This is a genomic window from Citrobacter sp. wls711 (assembly GCF_005281055.1).
Classification (GTDB): domain Bacteria; phylum Pseudomonadota; class Gammaproteobacteria; order Enterobacterales; family Enterobacteriaceae; genus Citrobacter; species Citrobacter gillenii.
This window is the reverse complement of the sequence record NZ_SZXC01000007.1, coordinates 193,518-215,336: the sequence shown is the minus strand read 5'-3', so window position 1 is coordinate 215,336 and position 21,819 is coordinate 193,518. Positions and strand designations below refer to the sequence as shown.

At 49.2% G+C, this 21,819-nt stretch carries 21 protein-coding genes and 1 tRNA gene; 11 read left to right on the top strand and 11 right to left on the bottom strand.

Features of this window, described 5'->3' with window-relative positions:
* Positions 1 to 10: 10 nt before the first annotated feature.
* Genes fimI through sfmF form a run of 5 tightly spaced genes read left to right on the top strand, consistent with a single transcriptional unit; the run spans position 11 to position 5,447 of the window.
* On the top strand, positions 11 to 544 hold the full coding sequence (fimI, locus tag FDW98_RS02955; protein ID WP_096759453.1) for a type 1 fimbrial protein subunit FimI: 534 nt from the start codon (positions 11 to 13) through the stop codon (positions 542 to 544).
* A gap of 41 nt (positions 545 to 585) precedes the next feature.
* Positions 586 to 1,278 (top strand): type 1 fimbria chaperone FimC, encoded by a 693-nt coding sequence (fimC, locus tag FDW98_RS02950; protein ID WP_096757994.1) that lies wholly within the window; start codon positions 586 to 588, stop codon positions 1,276 to 1,278.
* Positions 1,279 to 1,284: 6 nt separating this feature from the next.
* The gene (locus tag FDW98_RS02945) at positions 1,285 to 3,897 is read left to right on the top strand and encodes a fimbrial biogenesis usher protein (protein ID WP_096757993.1); all 2,613 of its coding nucleotides are present in this window, start codon (positions 1,285 to 1,287) and stop codon (positions 3,895 to 3,897) included.
* 13 nt (positions 3,898 to 3,910) lie between these two features.
* Positions 3,911 to 4,918: a type 1 fimbria D-mannose specific adhesin FimH gene (gene fimH / locus FDW98_RS02940; protein ID WP_096757992.1), complete on the top strand. Its 1,008-nt coding sequence runs from the start codon at positions 3,911 to 3,913 to the stop codon at positions 4,916 to 4,918.
* Positions 4,919 to 4,928: 10 nt separating this feature from the next.
* Complete coding sequence (sfmF, locus tag FDW98_RS02935) at positions 4,929 to 5,447, top strand: fimbria assembly protein (RefSeq protein ID WP_096757991.1); 519 nt, start codon at positions 4,929 to 4,931, stop codon at positions 5,445 to 5,447.
* A gap of 37 nt (positions 5,448 to 5,484) precedes the next feature.
* Here sfmF and fimZ read toward each other — a convergent pair whose 3' ends face one another.
* From fimZ to fimW, 4 genes are all read right to left on the bottom strand, one after another.
* Positions 5,485 to 6,117, bottom strand: a complete 633-nt coding sequence (gene fimZ, locus FDW98_RS02930; RefSeq protein ID WP_096757990.1) for a fimbria biosynthesis transcriptional regulator FimZ — start codon at positions 6,115 to 6,117, stop codon at positions 5,485 to 5,487.
* Between the two features lie 590 nt (positions 6,118 to 6,707).
* A complete protein-coding gene (locus FDW98_RS02925) occupies positions 6,708 to 7,430 on the bottom strand; it encodes a fimbriae Y protein (RefSeq protein WP_096757989.1) in 723 nt (240 codons plus the stop codon).
* 22 nt (positions 7,431 to 7,452) lie between these two features.
* Complete coding sequence (locus tag FDW98_RS02920; RefSeq protein WP_096757988.1) at positions 7,453 to 8,178, bottom strand: EAL domain-containing protein; 726 nt, start codon at positions 8,176 to 8,178, stop codon at positions 7,453 to 7,455.
* A 164-nt stretch (positions 8,179 to 8,342) separates the two neighbouring features.
* Complete coding sequence (gene fimW / locus FDW98_RS02915) at positions 8,343 to 8,936, bottom strand: fimbria biosynthesis transcriptional regulator FimW (protein WP_096757987.1); 594 nt, start codon at positions 8,934 to 8,936, stop codon at positions 8,343 to 8,345.
* Between the two features lie 37 nt (positions 8,937 to 8,973).
* Between fimW and FDW98_RS02910 the strand changes: the two genes are divergently transcribed.
* The 3 genes from FDW98_RS02910 (at position 8,974) to FDW98_RS02900 (ending at position 10,906) form a co-directional block, all read left to right on the top strand.
* On the top strand, positions 8,974 to 9,153 hold the full coding sequence (locus FDW98_RS02910) for a hypothetical protein (RefSeq protein WP_096757986.1): 180 nt from the start codon (positions 8,974 to 8,976) through the stop codon (positions 9,151 to 9,153).
* A gap of 39 nt (positions 9,154 to 9,192) precedes the next feature.
* Positions 9,193 to 9,269, top strand: a tRNA-Arg gene (locus FDW98_RS02905).
* A 377-nt stretch (positions 9,270 to 9,646) separates the two neighbouring features.
* Positions 9,647 to 10,906: a PD-(D/E)XK nuclease family protein gene (locus tag FDW98_RS02900; protein WP_096757985.1), complete on the top strand. Its 1,260-nt coding sequence runs from the start codon at positions 9,647 to 9,649 to the stop codon at positions 10,904 to 10,906.
* 96 nt (positions 10,907 to 11,002) lie between these two features.
* Here the strand turns inward: FDW98_RS02900 and uspF are convergent, their stop codons facing one another.
* Complete coding sequence (gene uspF / locus FDW98_RS02895; RefSeq protein WP_096757984.1) at positions 11,003 to 11,431, bottom strand: universal stress protein UspF; 429 nt, start codon at positions 11,429 to 11,431, stop codon at positions 11,003 to 11,005.
* Between the two features lie 446 nt (positions 11,432 to 11,877).
* On the opposite strand from uspF, the gene FDW98_RS02890 reads away from it, so the two are divergent.
* On the top strand, positions 11,878 to 12,972 hold the full coding sequence (locus FDW98_RS02890) for a NapC/NirT family cytochrome c (protein WP_096757983.1): 1,095 nt from the start codon (positions 11,878 to 11,880) through the stop codon (positions 12,970 to 12,972).
* Between the two features lie 21 nt (positions 12,973 to 12,993).
* Complete coding sequence (locus FDW98_RS02885; protein ID WP_096757982.1) at positions 12,994 to 15,438, top strand: trimethylamine-N-oxide reductase 2; 2,445 nt, start codon at positions 12,994 to 12,996, stop codon at positions 15,436 to 15,438.
* Between the two features lie 78 nt (positions 15,439 to 15,516).
* Here FDW98_RS02885 and FDW98_RS02880 read toward each other — a convergent pair whose 3' ends face one another.
* The 6 genes from FDW98_RS02880 to cusR all read right to left on the bottom strand — a co-directional run bounded on the left by FDW98_RS02880 (position 15,517) and on the right by cusR (position 20,230).
* Positions 15,517 to 16,320: an MBL fold metallo-hydrolase gene (locus FDW98_RS02880; RefSeq protein WP_137398733.1), complete on the bottom strand. Its 804-nt coding sequence runs from the start codon at positions 16,318 to 16,320 to the stop codon at positions 15,517 to 15,519.
* Between the two features lie 80 nt (positions 16,321 to 16,400).
* A complete protein-coding gene (locus FDW98_RS02875) occupies positions 16,401 to 16,652 on the bottom strand; it encodes a membrane lipoprotein lipid attachment site-containing protein (RefSeq protein WP_096757980.1) in 252 nt (83 codons plus the stop codon).
* A 14-nt stretch (positions 16,653 to 16,666) separates the two neighbouring features.
* Complete coding sequence (locus FDW98_RS02870; protein ID WP_096757979.1) at positions 16,667 to 17,173, bottom strand: hypothetical protein; 507 nt, start codon at positions 17,171 to 17,173, stop codon at positions 16,667 to 16,669.
* Positions 17,174 to 17,634: 461 nt separating this feature from the next.
* Complete coding sequence (locus tag FDW98_RS02865; RefSeq protein ID WP_096757978.1) at positions 17,635 to 17,961, bottom strand: copper-binding protein; 327 nt, start codon at positions 17,959 to 17,961, stop codon at positions 17,635 to 17,637.
* A gap of 144 nt (positions 17,962 to 18,105) precedes the next feature.
* The gene (locus tag FDW98_RS02860; RefSeq protein ID WP_096757977.1) at positions 18,106 to 19,557 is read right to left on the bottom strand and encodes a Cu(+)/Ag(+) sensor histidine kinase; all 1,452 of its coding nucleotides are present in this window, start codon (positions 19,555 to 19,557) and stop codon (positions 18,106 to 18,108) included.
* Positions 19,547 to 20,230, bottom strand: a complete 684-nt coding sequence (gene cusR / locus FDW98_RS02855; protein ID WP_096757976.1) for a copper response regulator transcription factor CusR — start codon at positions 20,228 to 20,230, stop codon at positions 19,547 to 19,549. Before cusR ends, FDW98_RS02860 begins: the two co-directional genes overlap by 11 nt.
* Positions 20,231 to 20,411: 181 nt before the next feature.
* On the opposite strand from cusR, the gene FDW98_RS02850 reads away from it, so the two are divergent.
* Complete coding sequence (locus tag FDW98_RS02850) at positions 20,412 to 21,794, top strand: efflux transporter outer membrane subunit (RefSeq protein WP_096757975.1); 1,383 nt, start codon at positions 20,412 to 20,414, stop codon at positions 21,792 to 21,794.
* Positions 21,795 to 21,819 lie beyond the last annotated feature (25 nt).

Below are 21,819 nucleotides of genomic sequence, written 5' to 3'. Positions count from 1 at the left end.
GATGTGGCAACTGATTTTTAAAGGCATGACGCTGGCGGGAATGCTGTGCGTAATGCCTGCGCTTGCACACACGGTAATACTGGAAAGCGGTCGCCTTCACCTGCGTGGGCAACTGGTCAATGGGGCCTGTACGGTGGCCACCGATAGCCAGAACTTGCGGGTACAGATGGGGCAGTATCGCACCAACGCATTTGGCGAACCGGGAAGCTTTGCCTCGACCAGCGTACCGTTTTCACTGCGCTTAACGTCCTGCAGTGCCGACGTTTATGACCATGTTGGGATTGCGTTTGCCGGCGTCACGCCTGCAGAAGATCCGCAGGTCTTTCTGGCCAGCGGTGAGGCGTCTGCGGCCTCGGGTATTGGCCTGGCATTATTTGATGAGGGGCAACGACAAATTATTCCGAATGCGCTGCCGCGTCATTACGCCCCAATTTTAACGCAGGAAATGACGTTTCACTTCACCGCGCGCTATCGGGCTGTCTCGGAAAAGATAACGCCAGGAACGCTTCGTTCAGACGTGTGGTTTACGTTGGTCTATCCCTGATTTATTTACCAACGATAATCACACCAAAGGTATTTGTAGCCATGTTTAATTATCTTAAATCAGGTTTTATTATTTTCCTCACCTTATTTGTTTCCTGCAGTGCTCAGGCTGCTGGGGGAATTGCATTAGGTGCTACCCGCGTTATTTATCCCGCCGAGGCTAAACAAACATCGCTGGCTATTAGCAATAGCGATACTAAAGAACGTTTCCTGGTTAATTCATGGATTGAGAATAGCGCAGGCGTTAAAGAAAAAGCCTTTGTGGTGACGCCTCCACTGTTTGTCAGCGAGCCCAAAAGTGAAAATACGCTGCGCATTATCTATGCCGGTCAACCACTGCCTACAGACCGCGAATCGCTGTTCTGGATGAACGTGAAGGCGATCCCGTCAGTCAATAAAGACAGCCTTGAGGGTAAAAACGTTCTGCAACTGGCGATTTTGTCGCGTATTAAACTCTTTGTCCGGCCAAATAACCTGCCACAGGTACCGGAAGACGCGCCCGGCATGTTGCAATTTTCCCGTACCGGCACGCAGCTGAAAATTACGAATCCGTCAGCGTATTACGTCACGCTGGTTAACCTCAATGTGGGAAAAACGAAGGTTGATAACGTCATGGTGGCACCGAAGAACGCGGCGCAGATCCCGCTGCCTGCGGGCGTTCAGGGCAGCGTGACGTTCCAGACGGTTAATGACTACGGCGCAGTGACACCTGCCAAAACGGTTAGCGTGCGTTGATAAACGATGAATAAGACAACGTACTTACCTGGCCGGTTACCGGGGATTACGCCACCGCTGGCGAGCGTGGCGTTGTCCACGCTGGCTGCCTTATTTCCGCTGTCAGGCCACGGGGAAAGCTATTTTAACCCGGCATTTTTATCTGCGGATACGGCGTCCGTGGCGGATTTGTCGCGTTTTGAAAAAGGGAATCACCAGCCTGAGGGCGTCTACCGCGTGGATATCTGGCGTAATGATGAATTTATTGCCACCCAGGATGTTCATTTCGCCACCAGTCAGGCGAGTACCGGCGAGAAATCTGGTGGGCTGACGCCATGTTTTGGTCTCGATTGGGTTAAGCGTCTGGGGGTCAATACGGCGGCGTTTCCGGCGCTCAGTCAGGACCCGAACAATACCTGTATTAATTTGCCCGAGGCTATCCCCGGCAGCGAAATCGCCTTCGATTTCTCTACGCTACGCCTGAACATCAGCTTGCCACAGGCCAGTATGCTGAACAGCGCGCGGGGATATATTCCGCCTGATGAATGGGATGAAGGGATCCCGGCTGCGCTGGTGAACTACAGCTTTACCGGCAGTCGTGGCAGCGATTCTGACAGCTATTTCTTAAGCATGTTGAGCGGCCTGAACTATGGCCCCTGGCGGCTGAGAAACAACGGCGCCTGGAGCTATTCCAAAGGCGACGGATATCACTCGCAGAGCTGGAAAAACATCGGTACCTGGCTTCAGCGTGCCATTATCCCGCTGAAAGGTGAGCTGGTGATGGGCGACAGCAACACCGGTAACGACGTCTTTGACAGCGTCGGGTTTCGCGGGGCGCGGCTCTACTCGTCAGACAGCATGTATCCGGATAGCTTGCAGGGATACGCGCCAACGGTTCGCGGCATTGCCCGTACGGCGGCGAAACTGACCATTCGCCAGAACGGTTATGTTATCTACCAAAGCTATGTGTCGCCTGGGGCGTTCTCGATTACCGATCTCAACCCGACGTCGTCCAGCGGTGACCTGGAGGTGACGGTAGATGAAAAAGATGGCAGCCAGCAGCGCTATACCGTCCCGTACTCCACGGTTCCACTGTTACAGCGCGAAGGGCGACTGAAATACGACCTGGTGGCCGGGGATTTCCGCAGCGGTAACAGCCAGCAGTCATCACCGTTTTTCGTCCAGGGCACGTTAATCGCCGGGCTACCTGAAGGCTATACGGCCTATGGCGGCACGCAGTTGGCCTCACGTTACCGCGCGCTGGTGTTCGGTACCGGGCGCAACCTCGGCGACTGGGGCGCGGTCTCCGTCGATTTAACCCATGCGCGCAGCCAACTGGCGGATGACAGCACCCACCAGGGGCAATCGCTGCGTTTTCTGTACGCAAAATCACTGAATAATGTCGGCACCAACTTCCAGTTACTGGGATATCGCTATTCGACCCGGGGGTTTTATACCCTCGACGACGTGGCGTATCGCAATATGGAAGGTTACGAGTACGAATACGACAGCGAAGGCAATCGCCATAAAGTGCCGGTGGTCCAGAGCTATCACAATCTGAGCTACAGCAAAAAAGGCCGTTTTCAGATCAACATCTCGCAGAATCTCGGAGATTACGGATCGCTGTATGTCTCAGGCAGTCAGCAAACTTACTGGAATACGTCCGATACCAACACCTGGTATCAGCTCGGCTACGCCAGCGGCTGGCAGGGGATTAGCTATTCGCTCTCCTGGTCGTGGAACGAATCGGTAGGGATTGCCGACACCGACAGGATTCTGGCCTTCAATATGTCGGTGCCGTTTAGCTTGCTGACCGGGCGACGCTACACGCGCGATAACGCGCTCGATCGCACCTATGCCACCTTCAACGCTAACCGCAATAGCAACGGACAAAACAGCTGGCAGAGCGGGATTGGCGGGACGTTGCTTGACGGGCGCAACCTGAGCTACAGCGTAAACCAGGGGCACAGCAGCACCAACGGTTACAGCGGTAGCGCCAGCGCAAACTGGCAGGCGACCTATGGCACGCTGGGCATAGGATACAACTACGACCGCGACCAGCATGACTATAACTGGCAGCTCTCCGGCGGCGTGATTGGGCATGCGGACGGAATCACCCTGAGCCAGCCGCTGGGCGATACCAATGTGCTGATCAAAGCACCAGGCGCCCAGGGAGTAAGGATAGAGAACCAGACCGGGGTGCAGACCGACTGGCGTGGCTACGCGGTCATGCCGTACGCCACCGTCTATCGCTATAACCGTGTGGCGCTGGATACCAATTCAATGAACAACCATACCGATGTGGAAAATAACGTCAGCAGCGTGGTACCGACACAGGGGGCGCTGGTAAGAGCGGCGTTTGATACGCGTATCGGCGTGCGCGCGTTAATTACGGCGCAACAGGCGGGTAAACCGGTACCGTTTGGCTCCATTGTGCGTGAAACCGCCAGCGGCGTAACCAGCATGGTGGGAGACGATGGACAAATCTACCTGAGCGGTTTGCCGCTAAAAGGCGAGTTGCTGATCCAGTGGGGCGAAGGCGCGAACGCGCGCTGTACGGCGCACTATGCCTTGCCTGAGGAGAGCCTGAAACAGGCGGTAACGCTCACCAATGTGACCTGCGAACGCCCGTCGGCATGAAAGGAATAATACGATGAAACGACAAACTGGTTGGTTACTCGGGAGCGCTTTACTGCTGCTGGCAAATTCGTCATGGGCCACGGTCTGCCAGAATTCGAACGGCACGCCGACGGATGTGTTTTACGATCTGTCGAACGTCTTTAACAGCAGTAATAACCGCCCCGGTCAGGTCGTGACGTTGCCGGAAAAGTCCGGTTGGGTTGGGGTTAATGCGACCTGTCCTGCGGGGACGACGGTAAATTACACCTACCGCAGCTACGTGACGGAACTCCCGGTGCAAAGTACGGAAGGGGGCTTTCAGTATTTGAAGCTGAATGATTACCTGTTGGGGGCTATGAGTATCACCGACAGCTATGCCGGACTGTTTTATCCTCCACGTAACGATATTCGTATGGGGACTCACCCAAACGTACCTAAGCAGAAACCCTTTGGCGTCATGGATTCAAAGCTGGTATTCAAATTAAAAGTGATCCGCTCATTTATTAACATGGTACCAATCCCCCGCCAAACGATGTTCAGGGTCTATGTCACGACCAGCATCGGCGATGCCCTGAGTGTGCCGGTATACACCATCAGCTACAGCGGTAAGGTTGAGGTGCCGCAAAACTGCGAAGTGAATGCCGGGCAGGTTGTCGAATTTGATTTTGGTGATATCGGCGCGTCGTTGTTTAGCAAGGCTGGGGCGGGAAATCGGCCAGAAGGCGTCAATCCGCAGACCAAAACGATGGCCATAAAATGTACCAATGTTGCCGCGCAGGCCTACCTGACTATGCGCGTAGAAGCCGAAAAGTCCTCCGGGCAAATGATGGTATCGGACAACGCCGATTTAGGCTTTATTGTTGCCGACAGCAGCGGTGTACCGCTAACACCTAACAACCTGTCCAGTACGATTCCGTTTCGCCTGGATGATAACGCCGCGGCGAGCGTCAGTATACGGGCGTGGCCGGTTAGCGTGACGGGCAATAAACCGGCGGAAGGGCCATTTACTGCCCGTGGATATCTGCGAGTAGATTATGACTAAGAGGCGCGCAATGGTCATTCGCATACTGTTGGTGGTTGCTGCCGCGCTGTCGTTTACCTCGCTAAGTCGGGCGGATACGTCGTTGGGCGAGATCAATATTGAGTTGCGCGGTAATGTAGTGGACTTTACCTGTGCCGTGATTGCCAGCGACAGCAATAAATACGTGGACCTCGGTACCTGGCCGACAAAGCAGTTAAAAACCAGTGGTGATACCACCCAACCGGTTCCTTTTTCGCTAAAGCTGGAAGGCTGCCCGCCTGGGTCGGCGTCAATTACCTTTTCCGGTACGCCGGCAGCGGGTACCACGCTACTGGCGCTGGATAATACGGCGATGGCGCAAAAGGTGGCGATTGAACTGCATGACAGCGATCGTACACGGTTGCCGCTCGAACAGGCGAGCCAGACGGTGAGTATTGACGAAAATGGCAATGCCACACTGACCTTTTTCGCCAACTATATTGCCTTAGCTGATGGGGTCCAGCCCGGACTTGCCAGGGCTGATGCGACGTTTATGATCAACTATAACTGACCACTCACTCCCGAACGTCATCTGGTCGGGAGTGGGATTACATTAATTCATGCATTTTCGCATAATCGATCAGCTCGACAATGGTATGCAAACCAAGTTTGGCGTAGATATTGGCTTTGTGCGCACTGATCGTTTTATTGCTGAGTAATAGCTGCTCTGCAATTTCTTTATTGGATAACCCATTTGCCAGATAACGTAGCACCGTGACCTCGCGATTGGAGAGCGGCATGTCATTCAGCTCTCCTTTACGTATATTAATGTTATTAATAAAGTTAAGCGTATCTGACGGGAAAAAAGAATAACCGGATAAGATCATTTTCACCGCATTGTAGATATCATTCAGATCTTTGCGTTTACTGACAAAACCATTTGCACCTGCCCGGATAGCGCGTCCGGCGTAAAAAGATTCTGATTTTGAGGACAGAAACAGAACCCGCGTCTTTTCCTGCAGTGATTTAATTCTCTTGAGTAGGGTAAATCCATCGGCACCAGGCAGTTCAATGTCCAGAATGACGAGATCGACAGGATAGGTGCGCAGGTGATCTATTGCCGTACGACTGTCGTCAGTTTTCAGTACCACTTCGATATTACTATTTTTTTCGAGCAGCACTTCTATCGACATTCTGACAATAGGGTGTTCGTCCATAATAATAACGGATGCTGGTTTCATTGTTGTATGCCTCAAACTGTTCGTGTATCTTGCGATTTTGATAAAACATCAGGCGTTATTAATATTGTCAAATAGCCAAGGGTTGTTCTGCGAGAAGAACCGAATAAATAAGACTTCATCCTTGTTTATTCAGTCGTTCTTGGTAAGAACAATGAGTGTGTGGAATATCCATTTCACACCAGAAAAAACTAACAATTAATCATTAAACAGTAGGGATTATACCTACTCTACTCATGCGGAAAAGTCTTGCGGTAAGTAACTTCTTAATGGCTGTTACGATATCCTGAAAGATCCCGGTATGTTTGCGATTGCTAGTATTATTTTCCTGTTGTTTTAATTATGGCAGATTGAAAGTTTTTTTAAAATACTAAAAACAATACAACAGGCTGATTGTTTAGGTTTTGTTAAGGCGGTCGTCGGCGGCCATTATGACGTAATACACAGTATTCGTAGGGTTAAGTACGGTCCACGCGGTAGGCATAATACCAGGACGAGTTGTAAATATTAAAATTATGTAAAAAATACATGGAGTTTCTCAGTGGTAAATAAGTAAATTCTTAAAAAATCTTATTTCACATAGAGTTATGGTGTTAAATTAAATGATGAGAGGTAACGTTGAGACGGTGTATCAGATGCAAAAAACGTTGACGGTGTGGCAATCCGAGGTACGTAATCAGTTGATTCAGACGATAGATAATGCGGTGGTAAGGCCGGTTCTGTAACTGGGCAATCTTTTTTAAGGATTCACCTTGCAACAGTAATGAAACCATCTCCCAGTCAGCCAGGTTTAAACGCGAAGAATGAATATTATTTAGATTTGGAGATAATAAAGCGTGACGTATGTCTGCAAGGCGCTGACGGCGGGGGAGAACATAAAAAGGACCGGTCATGGCAATAAATTTACCCAGACTTTCGTCATTATCGTTGAGTAATAAAAAAATCTGTATGTCATTACGCTGTTTAACCAGCAGACGTAACTGTTGGAGCGTCTCGAAGTACGAGAATGGCAATCCTTCCATATCAATCACTAACTGACTGGATTCAGGGGATTGTAGACTGTCGAGCGCCGACTCAAAATTCTGGAAAACAGCCGTACGGGTACCTGAAAATAAATAGCGGTTCAGTGTAAATGCGAGATAGTAATCGGTGGTGATAATTGCCTGAGATACAGTGTCTCCCGGTAATGTATAATTGATTTTTTGTGCCAGATATTCAAGCCGGTCAAATACCTGCGGCGCACAGTGATGATATTGATGGGTACAGTGAGTGTTTTGTAAACGGCGATGTCGTTCCCGACGTAGTACGCTGCGCATCCTTCCTGTTTTCCTTTCCGTTTTATTTCTCCTGCCCTGGATAAATGGCGGGCCATAAATACCCCTGACCCAATTTCGCGCCGGCTCGCTGGGCAATTTCCTTGTGCGTTTGGGTTTCAATCCCTTCGACAATCACCTGATTTGCGATTGCTTGTCCTTTCTTAATGATCTGCTGGAGCCTGCTGGGTTTTTTACTCAGTGTCCAAAAGGTATTTTTATCCAGTTTAATGCCTGACAGGTGCCAATTAGCCTCAATGAATGCGATGAGTAATTCTTCATTGACGTCATCCATCCAGATAGGGGTGCCTGACGCTTCAACATGCTGCATAGCGTTATACGCCACATGGCGTTGAGCAACATTGAGCAAAAGGAATGTAGCAGGGTCCTGTATTTCGATGACAAGGTTAGGTGGATACGTAACATCACGCCAATGAAATGACGTCCAGTTCAGAAAGGCCTTCATCGGCAGGTTCAGTGAATAAACGTAGCCGGGCTGATAATGTACGATGTTGGCTATTTGGCGATAAAACAGGCTTTGTTGTTGTGCGAAAGAAAGCTGGCGAAAATAGTTCTCGCTATTCATTTTTCGCGGGAGGTGAGTCAGGACTTCAAAGCCGTATCGGTGCGAAGTCGATAACTCGACAATGGGTTCTAATTTCAGTGTTGAAAGTAGAACGTTAGCATCATTTTTTATTGAAGGATGTGCGTACTCATATTTATCGTTGCACAATAGCAGGCTCGGTATCATGATATCCTCCCACGCGGAGCAAATATTACCGAGAGTGTTTTATTTTTACCCCGGAAATAACACATAGGCATTATTGTGGCAGCATAGAAATGGGGGCAGTAGGCGCATATACTTAATTGCACATGAGACATTTCTCATAAAGTTTCCAGCGCATAAGAAACGGTTCAATTTTGTAGAAAACTCAGGTTAACCCTGATGTATCTTAAGAATTGTTGTTCATTTTTCACCTGCAGTTTTCTCATAATACTCCGACGCGTTACCTTCGCTTCTACCTCACTGAGTGCAAGACGCTGTGCGGTTTCGGCGAAGGTATATCCGCTGGCGAGGAACATTAAAAACTGGCGCTCTGCAATGGAAAAGTTGCGGGTGGTGCAGTAGTGACAGATGGTGGCAGGGACGCTGGAACGGAGTGCGCGTTTTTGCAAAATGAGTACCATTTTTTTGCCGATCTCTTCGACATCATCTTCGCGATAAATCAGCGGTAGCATGTACAGGCAGGGCCTGAACATCAGCTTATCTTTATCGCATTTGCTGCAAATAATGACCCGATGCTGGTGACGGGTGTGGCGGGGAATTTCGTAACAGCCCGCGCTGAGCCACTCTTCATCCAGCGATAAAAAGGCGATGTCTGCACGATCGATATCGTCGACAGGCAAGAAGCAAATCTCCTGACGCCACTGATTCGTCAGACGAGTAATGATGATTTTCAGACCATGTTCGAAGTGACTATTTTCGTCTTTGATGGCGATACTTAACATTGAAGGGATCCTAAACCGCAGGGAAGGGAGTAGGAGAATGTTAAGCAAAATCATTAATTTTCTAAATACATTTAACCTTAAACCGGGCTTTACGGCGCCTCAGTTGTTACCAGGTGATTTCCTGGATACCCGTGGACGAGCAGAAAAAACCACCATTCGTACACTTCGCAAGCAACCAGAACAAAAGGCATTGACTAAGCAGGCGCTGACCGTATAATTCACGCGTTTCATCCGCATGAAGTCTTCACTTCGCAATGCGCCCTTAGCTCAGTTGGATAGAGCAACGGCCTTCTAAGCCGTAGGTCGTAGGTTCGAATCCTACAGGGCGTACCATTATATTTCAGTCGTTTACGCCAGTTTCAAACCATCCTGATTTTCTCTTTGTATCGTAGTTGCCGCATTTTTACCAAAATGGCATCAATTTTCCGTGCGTGTTCATTTAAAGGGGGTCGGCACCAGTTGAGCATATCGGCGTACACGCATCTTCCTTACCGTGATCGATCCGCCGGAATCCCTACTTTCGTATGCACGAACACCCATTCATGATGCCTCAAAATCTGGTCGGGCCCTTTTCCAAAGATGTTGGCTGAAAGATAGCGTAGGATTACAATACGTTTGGCCTTAGACAAATGCGATCTTAATCAACAATAGCTGAATAACGCCGCCAGAGAAATTTCAGCAGGACAATTTACGCTACAAAGGAATGAATCATGGAAACAATTGATGAGTGGGAACATATACAAGAGTTATTGCGTAGTACTGTGCTTCTCCAGGAAGGTTATCAGCAAGCAAAGAAACGATATTCAAGTAGAATTGCCCCTGACTTTAATTTATTTCGATTCTTTCATATAAATGAAAATACGCTTTCTAAATGCCTGGCATTTCTTCTGAGGCCCGATGAAAGTCATGCTCAGGGTGATCTATTTCTCAGTGGTTTCTATCAATTAATAGAGAAGCCAGAAAATTTTGTACCTGACAAGAAAGCTCAGGTATTTACCGAATATACTATTTCTGGCAGCAGAAGAATTGACATATTGATTGTGGATCAAAACGAGTTAACAGGTATTGAAAATAAGCCTTGGGCGATCGATCAAAAAGATCAACTTCACGATTATGCTCACTGGTTAGCTGCGGAAGCGCAGCGGCGAGGAATTGGCTGGTCTTTGATATATCTCTGCAATAATGAGATGAGTGAGTTTACTTTTCACTCTCAGTCATCAGACGAGATAAAAAAATATGTAAAACCCATCACTTTCTTCCAATTGGAAAGGTGGCTTTCAGATTGTGCGTTACGCGTAGAGGCACCTGCGGTGCGCTGTTTTGTCGATGCTTTACTAAAATTTATTCGTGAAGATATTAATGGAGAAACCGCTATGGAATTGCAAAGTGAATTAACAGAAAAACTGGTCGCGTCCCCCCAAAACCTAAGCGCAGCATTTTTAATTGCTCAGAATATGCGTCAGGTTAAAGAACGCCTGTGGAAAGATTTTATCTTGTATCTGCGTCAGCAATTGTCACCATTTGGCATCAATGTCGATATGAATGATGCGTTGCGCTCGGGCAGTAAATACGCATCATTTTCGATGTTATTTAAAGAAGGTGATGATTTTAAATTATGCTGGGAATTTGAGACAAGCGATTATCGAAATCTGGCCTATGGGATCTGCTTAACCAACGAGACAAACGAAAAGTTTCATCACGATGTCTTTCCTGCAATCGCTAAAGCCATGTGCCAAATTTACCCTGAAGTCGACGCTGAAGTCGATGCTGAAGCTGAAAGTGAAGGGTGGTGGCCCTGGTGGTGTTATGTCGATGAAGGAATGAATGTTCCACGTAACTGGACAATGGAGTCAGATGCCTGGACATTGCTACTTGAACGTGGCGAAGGTAGCTTTGCGCAATCAGTAATCAGTATTGCAACACGTATCCATGACGAGATTGACTTATCTTTGTTCAGGGCTTCTCACTAAAATCTAAGTGAATAGTATTTGCGAGCTTCATGAAATTTTAAACCAATAAGAACGGGAGCTGATTCGCTCCCGTATGTATGGTCTTTTGTCGGCATGTCACCGCACTACAAGCACCGGGCATTTTGCGTGGCGCACCACGGCGGAGGCCGTTGAACCCAGCAGATAAGTGCTAAAACCCGGCTTATGCGAACCGATGATGACGAGTTCTGCATCTACCGCTTCCGCTAACTTTAAGATCTGATCTTTAGGCGGGCCGTAAACGACGTGCAGTTCCGTCCTGCCGGCAGGAATGTTGAATTGTTTAACAATCTCTTGCAGCTTTTCGGTGGCCTTAGCTTGAATGCCACTTCTGTCTGGGAATTCATTGGAGTAGGCCAGTCCCAGTGATGCGTAGAATGGGACAGTAGGGATAACGGCTAAAAAATGGACCTTTGCGGTTTTTGCGTGCGCCTCGACCTGTGGGATCACCTGACGCGTTACATCGGTTTCAGAGATATCAATCGGCACCAGAATAGAACGATACATATTCACCACCTCTTGTTTGTTATACCGCCATCCTGAGTGTAGCGAATTGATAACCTGTATAATAAGCAGCCAGATCAAGAATAGGTGCTTATCTCCCGATCTCATACCAGGTGAAAGAGATTCATTTTTTTCCTTTCCATTATGTATTTATTTATATAACGTAGTGTTTTTTGGGGGGGGATAGATGCCCCTGGAGTGGGTCTTCCACTTTTTACACTGATATTTTATTTAATAATGGGTTATTAAACTTATCACCAGGTTTATTGTTCTGTTTTTATGTTGAATTTTAAAGAAAAACCTCTGTTGTAATAAATATGCGATCGCCTTCAAACTTGCCTATCAGCTGATTCTCATTTCCTTCTGGCCTTGATGAATATCAATAAGTAACCAAGCCAGTGTAATTACTGTCTACCTATTAAAGGGTAGATTGCCTGTGGGAATGAAAAATGAGAAAAATAAATAAAACTATTCTATGGACAATGCTGCTGTGCATTGTTCTGGGGGCTGTGATCGTTTTGGCTGGGCAATGGACATTACATAAAACGTCGAGTACTGAATTTTGTCTGTCATGCCATACGATGCAAGCGCCTTATGAGGAATATACCGGTTCGGTCCATTTTCAAAATAAGAAAGGTATTCGCGCTGAATGTGCGGATTGTCATATTCCACAAGGTGGTCTTGATTTCCTGGTTGCCAAACTTCGGGCAACAAAAGATGTTTATCATCAGTTCGTTACTAAGAAAATTGATACCCCAGAAAAGTTTGAAGAACATCGCCTGGAAATGGCGCAAACCGTGTGGGCGCAACTGAAAGCCAGCGACTCGGCGACTTGTCGCAGTTGCCACAGTATGGATGCGATGGATCTTGCTGCACAAAGCGCCGATGCGCAGAAAATGCACAAAATGGGGATTGCGGAAAAACAAACCTGTATTGATTGCCACAAAGGCGTCGCTCATTTCCCTCCTGAAATAAAAATGGATGACAGTGCCCTAAAAGGGCTCGAAGCACAGTCTGCCTCCACGCCTGCAACGGCAGAAAAACTTTATGCCGTCAGTAATACCTCGCTCGGTGATCTGGGAACGGTTTATCCGGCGACCCAAATGCAGGTACTGAAATCGATGGACAACTCGCGGCTGGTGGAGATCCGCGGCAGCCAGATGCAGGGAAGTGAACAGGTTATTTACTACGCGGCTGGGCAGCGTTTGATCCTTGCAAGCCTCAGTGAAAAAGGACAGCAGTCGCTCAAGGTTCTCTCCGACTGGAAAAAGGATGACTACGGCAATACGTGGCGGGACGTGGCTCTGCAAGTAGAATGGAGTGGCTCCGCGCTCGCCAGTCGTGAACCGATGTGGGATTACGCCCGCAAGCTCGACAATGTGTATTGCGCAGGTTGCCATGCACCGATTCCTGCTAATCACTTTACGCTCAACGCCTGGCCTTCAGTGGCAAAAGGGATGGGTGCGCGCACCAATATCAGTGAAAACGAACTGGATATACTGAGCCGTTACTTCCAGTACAACGCGAAAGACATGAACAAATAAGCGATAACACCAGGAGAAATCATGAAACTCACAAGACGTGACTTTATCAAGACGGCTGGCGCGGCAACCGGGACTATGGCGATTTCTTCGGTGATCCCGATGCCAGCCTGGGCGGAAGGCCAAAATGGCGGGGCAATCCTGACGGCCGCACGTTGGGGAGCTGTGTATGTGGAAGTAAAAGACGGCAAGGTTGTTTCCTCAAAAGGTGCATTACCGAAAACAGTACCGAATTCATTACAACAAACTGCGCCGGACCAGGTGCACACCAATATCCGCGTAAAATATCCGATGGTGCGCAAAAGCTATCTGGAAAATCCGGGTAAAGCGGACGGCAAACGCGGCAGCGATCCTTTTGTGCGGGTGAGTTGGGAGCAGGCGCTAAAACTGATTCATGAACAGCATAGCCGGATCCGCAGCAGTTACGGTCCAGCCGCGGTGTTTGCTGGCTCTTACGGTTGGCGCTCCAGCGGGGTTTTGCATAAAGCACAAACGTTGCTGCAACGTTATATGAGCATGGCGGGTGGATATGCCGGGCATACCGGAGATTATTCTACCGGGGCCGCGCAGGTCATCATGCCCTACGTTGTGGGATCGGTTGAAGTCTACGAACAGCAAACCACCTGGCCTATGGTGCTGGAACACAGCCAGGTCGTAGTGCTGTGGGGTATGAACCCGCTGAATACATTAAAAATTGCCTGGAGCAGTACGGACGAACAAGGTATCGAATATTTTAATCTGCTGAAGAAATCAGGGAAAAGCGTCATCGCAATCGATCCGATGCGTTCTGAAACTATTGAATTCTTTGGGGATAATGCCACCTGGATCGCGCCTAACATGGGCACTGACGTTGCGATGATGCTCGGCATTGCCCATACGCTGGTGAAGAAAAATCTCCACGACAAAGCGTTCCTGGAAAAATACACCACCGGATATCCGCAGTTTGAAGAGTACCTGCTGGGCAAGAGTGACAGTATTGAGAAAACTGCTGCATGGGCATCAGGTGTGTGTGGCGTACCTGCGGAACAGCTGGAGAAACTGGCAGACATTTTCTCCAGCAACAAAACCATGCTGATGGCAGGGTGGGGGATCCAACGTCAGCAATACGGTGAGCAAAAACACTGGATGCTGGTGACGCTGGCGGCAATGCTCGGGCAAATTGGTACCGAAGGCGGTGGTTTTGGTTTCTCTTATCACTACTCCAACGGTGGAAACCCGACGCGCACTGGCGGGGTATTACCGGCGATTTCGGCCAAAATTGAGGGCGGCTCGTCAGCAGGAAATGACTGGGCGGTTTCTGATGCCGTGACGAACCTGCCTGTAGCGCGCATCGTCGAAGCGCTGGAGAATCCGGGCGGAAAATATCAGCATAATGGTAAAGAGCAGACCTTCCCGGAGATCAAAATGATTTGGTGGGCGGGTGGCGCTAACTTTACCCATCATCAGGATACCAACCGCTTAATTAAAGCCTGGCAGAAGCCTGAACTGGTTGTTATCTCGGAGTGCTACTGGACGGCCGCAGCCAAACATGCCGATATTGTCCTGCCGATCACCACCTCGTTTGAGCGTAACGATCTGACCATGACCGGCGATTACAGTAATCAGCACCTGGTGCCGATGAAGCAGGTCATTGAGCCGCAATTTGAAGCGCGGAATGACTTTGACGTATTTGCCGATCTGGCCGAAATGCTCAAGCCTGGTGGAAAAGCAGTCTATAGCGAAGGCAAAGACGAAATGGCGTGGCTGAAGCAATTCTACGACGTTGCGCAAAAAGCCGCCCGCGCCCAGCGTGTGGCTATGCCGCAGTTCAACGCATTCTGGCAGCAGAATAAACTGATAGAAATGCGGGAAAATGAGAAGAACAACAAATATGTGCGCTACGCCGATTTCCGCAGCGATCCGGTGATGAACGCGCTCGGTACGCCGAGCGGTAAGATTGAAATCTACTCGAAAACGATTGAGGGCTATAAATACAAAGACTGTCCGCCGCATGCATCATGGATTGAACCGGATGAGTGGAAAGGTTCTGCGGATAAGGATCAACTACAGTTGCTGACGGCGCATCCGGCGCATCGTCTGCATAGCCAGCTGAACTACGCTGCGCTGCGTAAAGAGTACGCGATTGCTAATCGCGAACCGGTGACTATTCACCCGGACGATGCAAAAGCCAGAGGTATTGTCGAAGGGGATTTGGTACGCGTCTGGAATGGTCGTGGACAGGTGCTGGTTGGGGCGCACGTCAGCGATGGAATCAAACCAGGGATCATCTGTATTCATGAAGGAGCCTGGCCAGATATTGAAAACGGTATCTGTAAAAACGGCGGCGCCAACGTATTGACGGCAGATATTCCAACCTCAAGACTGGCGAATGGCTGTGCAGGCAATACCAGTCTGGTGTATGCAGAAAAATATACCGGCGAAGCGCCAAAACTGACCGTATTTGATGAGCCCGCTATCGTTACGATGTAGTGATAGTTAACTCACTCCTGTTACGAAGATAAAACGGGAGCCGCGAGGCTTCCGTTTTCCTTATTGGGTATGCCGTTTTTACTCAGCCAGAACAATCACATCTCCCGTTGCTGGCGCGTCTGTTCCGGGCAGCCAAAAACGTCCCCACGAACCGGTGCAATGACAGCCGAGCAACTTTTCGGGCTTTTGTTGACGGAGAAACCGACGCGTTTTCCACAATTTTTTCGGCGACGCCGCGCGTAAATGAAAGCCGCCGATCAGGGCGTAGATCCTGGTGGTACCCGTAATGTTTTGACAATGGCGGACGATGTTCTCTATTCCTCGATGCCCGCAGCCGGTAATAATGATCAGTCCACGCTCAGACTGATAAATCAATACGCCTTCGTCGGTGATGTAATCCGGTTGGGGTGTTTGCTCCTGAATAACGCCGTAAGCCTGTGGCGTCGGCACGTTTATTTCCCCGGACCACAGAAAGCGCTCGCTAATCGGGAATGGCTCTCGGGTATAGGTCATATGCAGGCGAGAGTAATCATTCTCGCGTGATAATTTTTTGATTTTTTGGCTATATCCGGCAACGGTGATTGCAGAATAACGCTCGCAGGCAATGTGCGGATGGCAGATGATGCGCGTGTTATCCGCCAGCCACGGCACGCCGCCACAGTGATCGTAATGCCCGTGCGAGAGTACCACGGCGGTAAGTTGAGACAGGTCAACGCCCATTCTCGCGGCATTCAGCTTAAAGCTGTCATCCGGCCCGGTATCAAACAAAACAGAGGTTGTTTCATCCTGGACGAGCAGGCTTAACCCAGGTGCTGCCTGCAATGATTTGTCAGCACCTGCAGCGCGCGTGTTTTCAAGCAATACCGTAAGGGTTAAAGCCATACCGGACTCCTGCGTTAAAGCATCATACTGTAACGCACGGAAGGTAAGAGCGCTGTGATCTCAGCGCTCTTCGGGGCTACTCAGCGGCGATAGTACTGGTCGTTGTCGTCGTCATGGCGGTGGTGATGACGCCAGGCGTGCTGGTTTTCTCTGTCTTCCTGCTCCTGGCGTTTATGCTCTTTATCGCGTTTGGATTCACGATTCTTGTGGTTAGCAATCGCCGTGGCAACCGCCGCAGCGCCTACACCTGCGGCTGCGGCAGACAGATACGGATGCTCAGCACAGCCTGCCAGGCTGGCCATGATTACCAGTGCAGATATCAGTTTTTTCATTGTGGTATCATCCGTTATTCACGCACAATCTTGCCAGCGTTACCGGCGTCGCTATCGTTCCAGCTACCGCGGCCGTTCGCTTTCAGGGTGTAAGTGGCATACCCCATGCGGAAGGTCATCGTATCTTTATAGGTATTCACATCGCGTACTTCATTGCCGTTGATGTAAACGCCGGAATCTTCTACGTGAATATCAACGCTGCGTTGACCGTTTTCAAATTTAGCCACGTAATTACCGGTGAACTTACCGTCGATACCGGCCTGGTCATGATTATCCTGATTACCGCTGTTCTGGCGGTCTTCATCATGACGATGATGGCGCTGATGATGGTTTTCCGCATTGTCGATAAACCCGTGATCGCGGTTCCACTCATAGGATTTATTCACATCGCAACCGTTGAGTTCACTCATTTGTGTACAGCCTGAGCGTTCATATTTTTTCTGCATCGCCGGGGTAATGGCGCATGCAGTTGTCGCGGTTGTCAGACCCAGAACAAAGATGGCCAGCAGACGTTTATTCATTCTGTTACTCACTATCATCATTAAATTTATTTATAGGAATATTGATTTTATTGCTGTCATGTTTATGACGAAGAAAGTTTCCCATTAAATATTAACGGTGAATACCAGGGGGATTCCTAATTTATATTTTCTGAGGGCGTTAAATCATGGGGGTATACAACATAATACGTAGGTATTTTACGTATTGTATACAATTCATTTATTATTCTGGAGGTTGTTTAATTTTTGATGTGCGATTTAATGGAATATTAATATTGACATTAATCGTGGAGAGAAAGAATGAAGGAGGTAATGAGAAATGCAGACTTATTGAACAATAAGCCTGCGTGTGTGACTCAGTCAATGCTGGCAATACTTTGTTCTACAAGATTTTCCAGTTTTTTTAGTGCCTGAATAGCTTATTCATGGAATTTCCATCCGTAATGGGAGAGTAACGTTATTCATCCAGAATAGTACATGAGTTATCCCTGCGCGGGGATCTGTTGGCGATGTTTTTCTGCCTGTTGCTGATGTGAAAACGCATGACCGTTATTCATTGACTCATGTACAACCATTGTTTTTTCATGCTCATCCATTTGTGAAAATGACGGCGCAACGGCCTTAGTGGACTGACTATTACGTGCTTGCATCTGATGTGCCTGCACCATTTTCTGATGGGCAGGGGCATCGCTATTATTCATCATGTCATGGGCCATCGCCGCCTGTTGATGGGTATCAACACTTTCTGCGGCATTCACGCCAGCTGAGATAAAAAATGCAATAGCAAAAAAAGAAGACATCTTGTTCATCATATTTCTCCAGTATGGGTTTACGGAAGAAATGATAATAAGCAGGCGCGCTCAGCGAGGTGACAGAATTATGACGGTTACGTCAGAGAATCAATAAAGATGCCAGCAGGTCAGCGGATGGCACATTCGTGCCACCCTGCAGGGCTAATTTGCGTGTTTTGGCAGCGTCAGAATAAAGCGGGTGGCGCGGATGTCAGAGGTGACCGCCACCTTTCCCTGATGGGCCGCGACAATTGATTTCACAATCGCCAGGCCAATACCGCTCCCTTCACCTTTACGCTGTCGTGACGGGTCCACGCGATAGAAACGGTCGAACAGTCGCGGCAGATGCTCCGCGGCGATGGGCGTGCCGGGATTCTCGACAATGATGTGTACCTGTTCGTCCGCCTCTTTTACCCGTACGGTCACCGACTGACCCTTGGGAGTGTAACGCATGGCGTTCGACAGCAAATTGCTCAGGGCTCTGCGCAGCATTAACGGATCGCCAGACACCCAGCATGCGCGGCCCTCAAAGCGTAAACTCACCTCGCGCTCTTCTGCCCACGCCTCGAAAAAGTCAAACACCTTACCGACCTCATCCGCCAGGTTGAGTACCGTCTTTTCCGGGATCAATTGATTATTGTCCGCCTGTGCCAGGAACAGCATGTCGCTCACCATCTTCGACATTCGGCCAAACTCTTCGAGATTGGAATAGAGCACATCTTCCAGCTCTTTCTGGCTACGGGGCTGGCTAAGTGCGATTTCCGTTTGGGTGACCAGATTGGTGATGGGGGTGCGGATCTCATGGGCAATATCCGCTGAGAAATTAGACTGGCGTTTAAACACATCCTCGATGCGTTCGATCATATGGTTAAACGACCCGACCAGCTGCTCCAGCTCTATCGGTACGGCCTGGGGATCGAGGCGGACATCGAGATTCTTGGAGGTAATGTTCTGGATACGGCGACTGACGTTACGGATCGGTTCATGACCTTTATAGACGGCGAACAATACGATGAAAATAATCATCATGCTGATCAGCGATGCCGTCATAATCAGCTTGTTTTTCAGATCGTTAATATAGTGCAGATGAAAGTCTATCGATAACGCCATATACAGCGTCCAGGCCGGTTTGCCATCTGCTAACTGACCTACCGGCAAACGAATCATACGCCAGTTGGAGGGCGTGTTTTCCCCGTGCTCGTGATTTTGCGTACGTAGCATGGGGCCGGAGATTAAAAAGACATTATTATTACCGGCGTTTTTATCCGGTTTCGCATGGGCAATAAACTGACGCAGATCCGGCGCACCAGGTGAATGAAAAATGGCTTTTTGGTTAGCATCTTCCAGTGAAATAATAACGTTAGAGTAACCGGAAACCACGTTTTTTAAGATTTCCAGCCGCCGGGATTCCGGTTCGTTGGGTTGATTAAGGATCCGTTCCAGCGTGGTGCTGATCTCTCTTAAATCGTTGATATCCTGCTCGGCAAAATGGACTTTCACCGAGTGGATCATTATCCAGGCGAAGGCGAAAAACGAAGCGATGGTTGCCAGGCTGATAAAAAAGGTCAGTCGCGTGGCCAGCGAAAAAGGGCGCTGCAGGCGTTTAATAGCCATCCGGTACCTCAAGCATATACCCCACACCGCGTACGGTCTGAATCAGCTTCGGTTCAAAGTCATTATCAATTTTGGCACGCAGGCGCTTTACGGCGACGTCAATCGCATTGGTGTCGCTGTCAAAATTCATGTCCCAGACCTGTGAGGCAATCAGCGAGCGGGGTAATACTTCCCCTTGATGGCGCAGGAAAAACTCGAGCAGCGTAAATTCTTTGCTGGTAAGGGTAATGCGGGTGCCACTGCGGGTGACTTTTCGGCTGACCAGATCGACCATTAAATCCGCAACCTGAAACTGACTTTCGACAATCACTGCCGCGCCACGGCGCAGCAGCGTTCTGACCCGAGCCAGCAGTTCGGCAAAGGCGAAGGGTTTCACCAGATAATCATCCGCCCCCAGTTCCAGGCCTTTGACCCGGTGTTCAATCGTGCCCAGCGCGGTGAGGAGAAGAATCGGCATGCCTTTGTTAGCGCTGCGCAACATACGCACGATATCCCAACCGTTCACGTCAGGCAGCATGATGTCGAGGATGATCAGGTCATAATCGCCGGTCATGGCCAGGTGATACCCGTTCAGGCCGTTATCCGCCAAATCGACAACAAAACCGGCTTCCGTCAGGCCCTTCGTCAGGTATTCGCCGGTTTTTTTCTCATCTTCGACGACCAAAATCTTCATCACATTCTCCTTCACCCACTGGCTGTGCGGGTTTCAATTCTAGAGAAGCGGGATCGGATAGCAATGAGTTATTGGGAAAATGACAGCTTTGTCATTTTCCTGTCACCGCTTAAACAGAGTCGATTCGGTAAGGTGCACGGTAATAAATTCACATTCCAGTCCGGTTTGGACGAAAAGAACTATGTGCAAATTTAAGCTTCTTACCCTCAGCGTTGTTTTTATTCTGGCCGGTTGTTCGCTGGCGCCGGAGTATCAGCGTCCGGCAATGCCGATACCGCAGCAATTTTCGTTGAGCCAGAATGTGCTGGTACCGGCACCACAGGGATACCAGGATACGGGCTGGCGCACCTTTTTCGTTGATGATCAGGTGAAAGCGCTGATTGGCGAGGCATTGCTGAATAACCGTGATCTGCGCATGGCTACCCTCAAGGTTCAGGAAGCGCGAGCACAATATGGGGTGACGGACGCAGACCGCTATCCGCAGCTTAATGCTGGCTCTAGCGGTACCTATAGCGGCAAATTTAAAGGCGAAACCAGCACGCAGAAAGAATTTGAGGCCGGGCTGAATCTCAGTTTCGATTTGGATTTCTTCGGTCGCCTGAAAAATATGAGTGAAGCCGAACGACAGAATTTCTTTGCCAGTGAAGAAGCGCGTCGGGCGGTGCATATCTTATTAATTTCCAACGTCTCGCAAAGTTATTTCAACCAGCGACTGGTTTACGCGCAGCTGAAAATTGCCGAAGAGACGCTACAAAACTATCAGCGTTCATACGCTTTTGTTGAGAAACAACTGTTAACCGGTAGCACCAACGTGCTGGCGCTGGAACAGGCGCGGGGCGTAATTGAAAGCACGCGCGCCGATATTGCCAAACGTAAAGGCGAACTGGCGCAGGCGAATAATGCGCTGCAACTGTTGCTTGGCACCTACGGGAAATTACCGGATGACCGGGCACGCAGCCACGGTGATATCAACGCGGTGACGCTGCCGCCGTCACTGCCATCGCAAATACTGCTTCAGCGACCGGATATTTTAGAAGCCGAGCATGCATTAATGGCGGCAAATGCCAACATCGGTGCTGCACGGGCGGCCTTTTTCCCGTCCATTACCCTCACCAGTTCGCTATCGGGTAGCAGCAGTGACCTCTCCAGCTTATTTAATGCCGCCAGCGGCATGTGGAATTTCGTACCCAAAATCGATATTCCGATTTTTAACGCCGGACGTAATCAGTCAAACCTCGATTTGGCCGAAATTCGTCAGCAGCAGTCGGTAGTGAATTACGAACAAAAAATCCAGAACGCGTTTAAAGAAGTGGCGGATGCGCTGGTGTTGCGCCAAAGCCTGGCAGATCAAATTACCGCTCAGCAGCGCTATCTGGACTCTTTGCAAATCACGCTGCAACGTGCCAGAGCGCTCTATCAACATGGTGCGGTGAGTTATATCGAAGTACTGGACGCAGAGCGTTCTTTATTCGCTACCCGGCAATCACTGCTCGATCTTAATTACGCCCAGCAGGTTAATGAAATTAAGCTGTTTGCTGCCTTAGGCGGCGGCTGGGTTGAATGATATTTAATTATAAATTCTCAGGAGT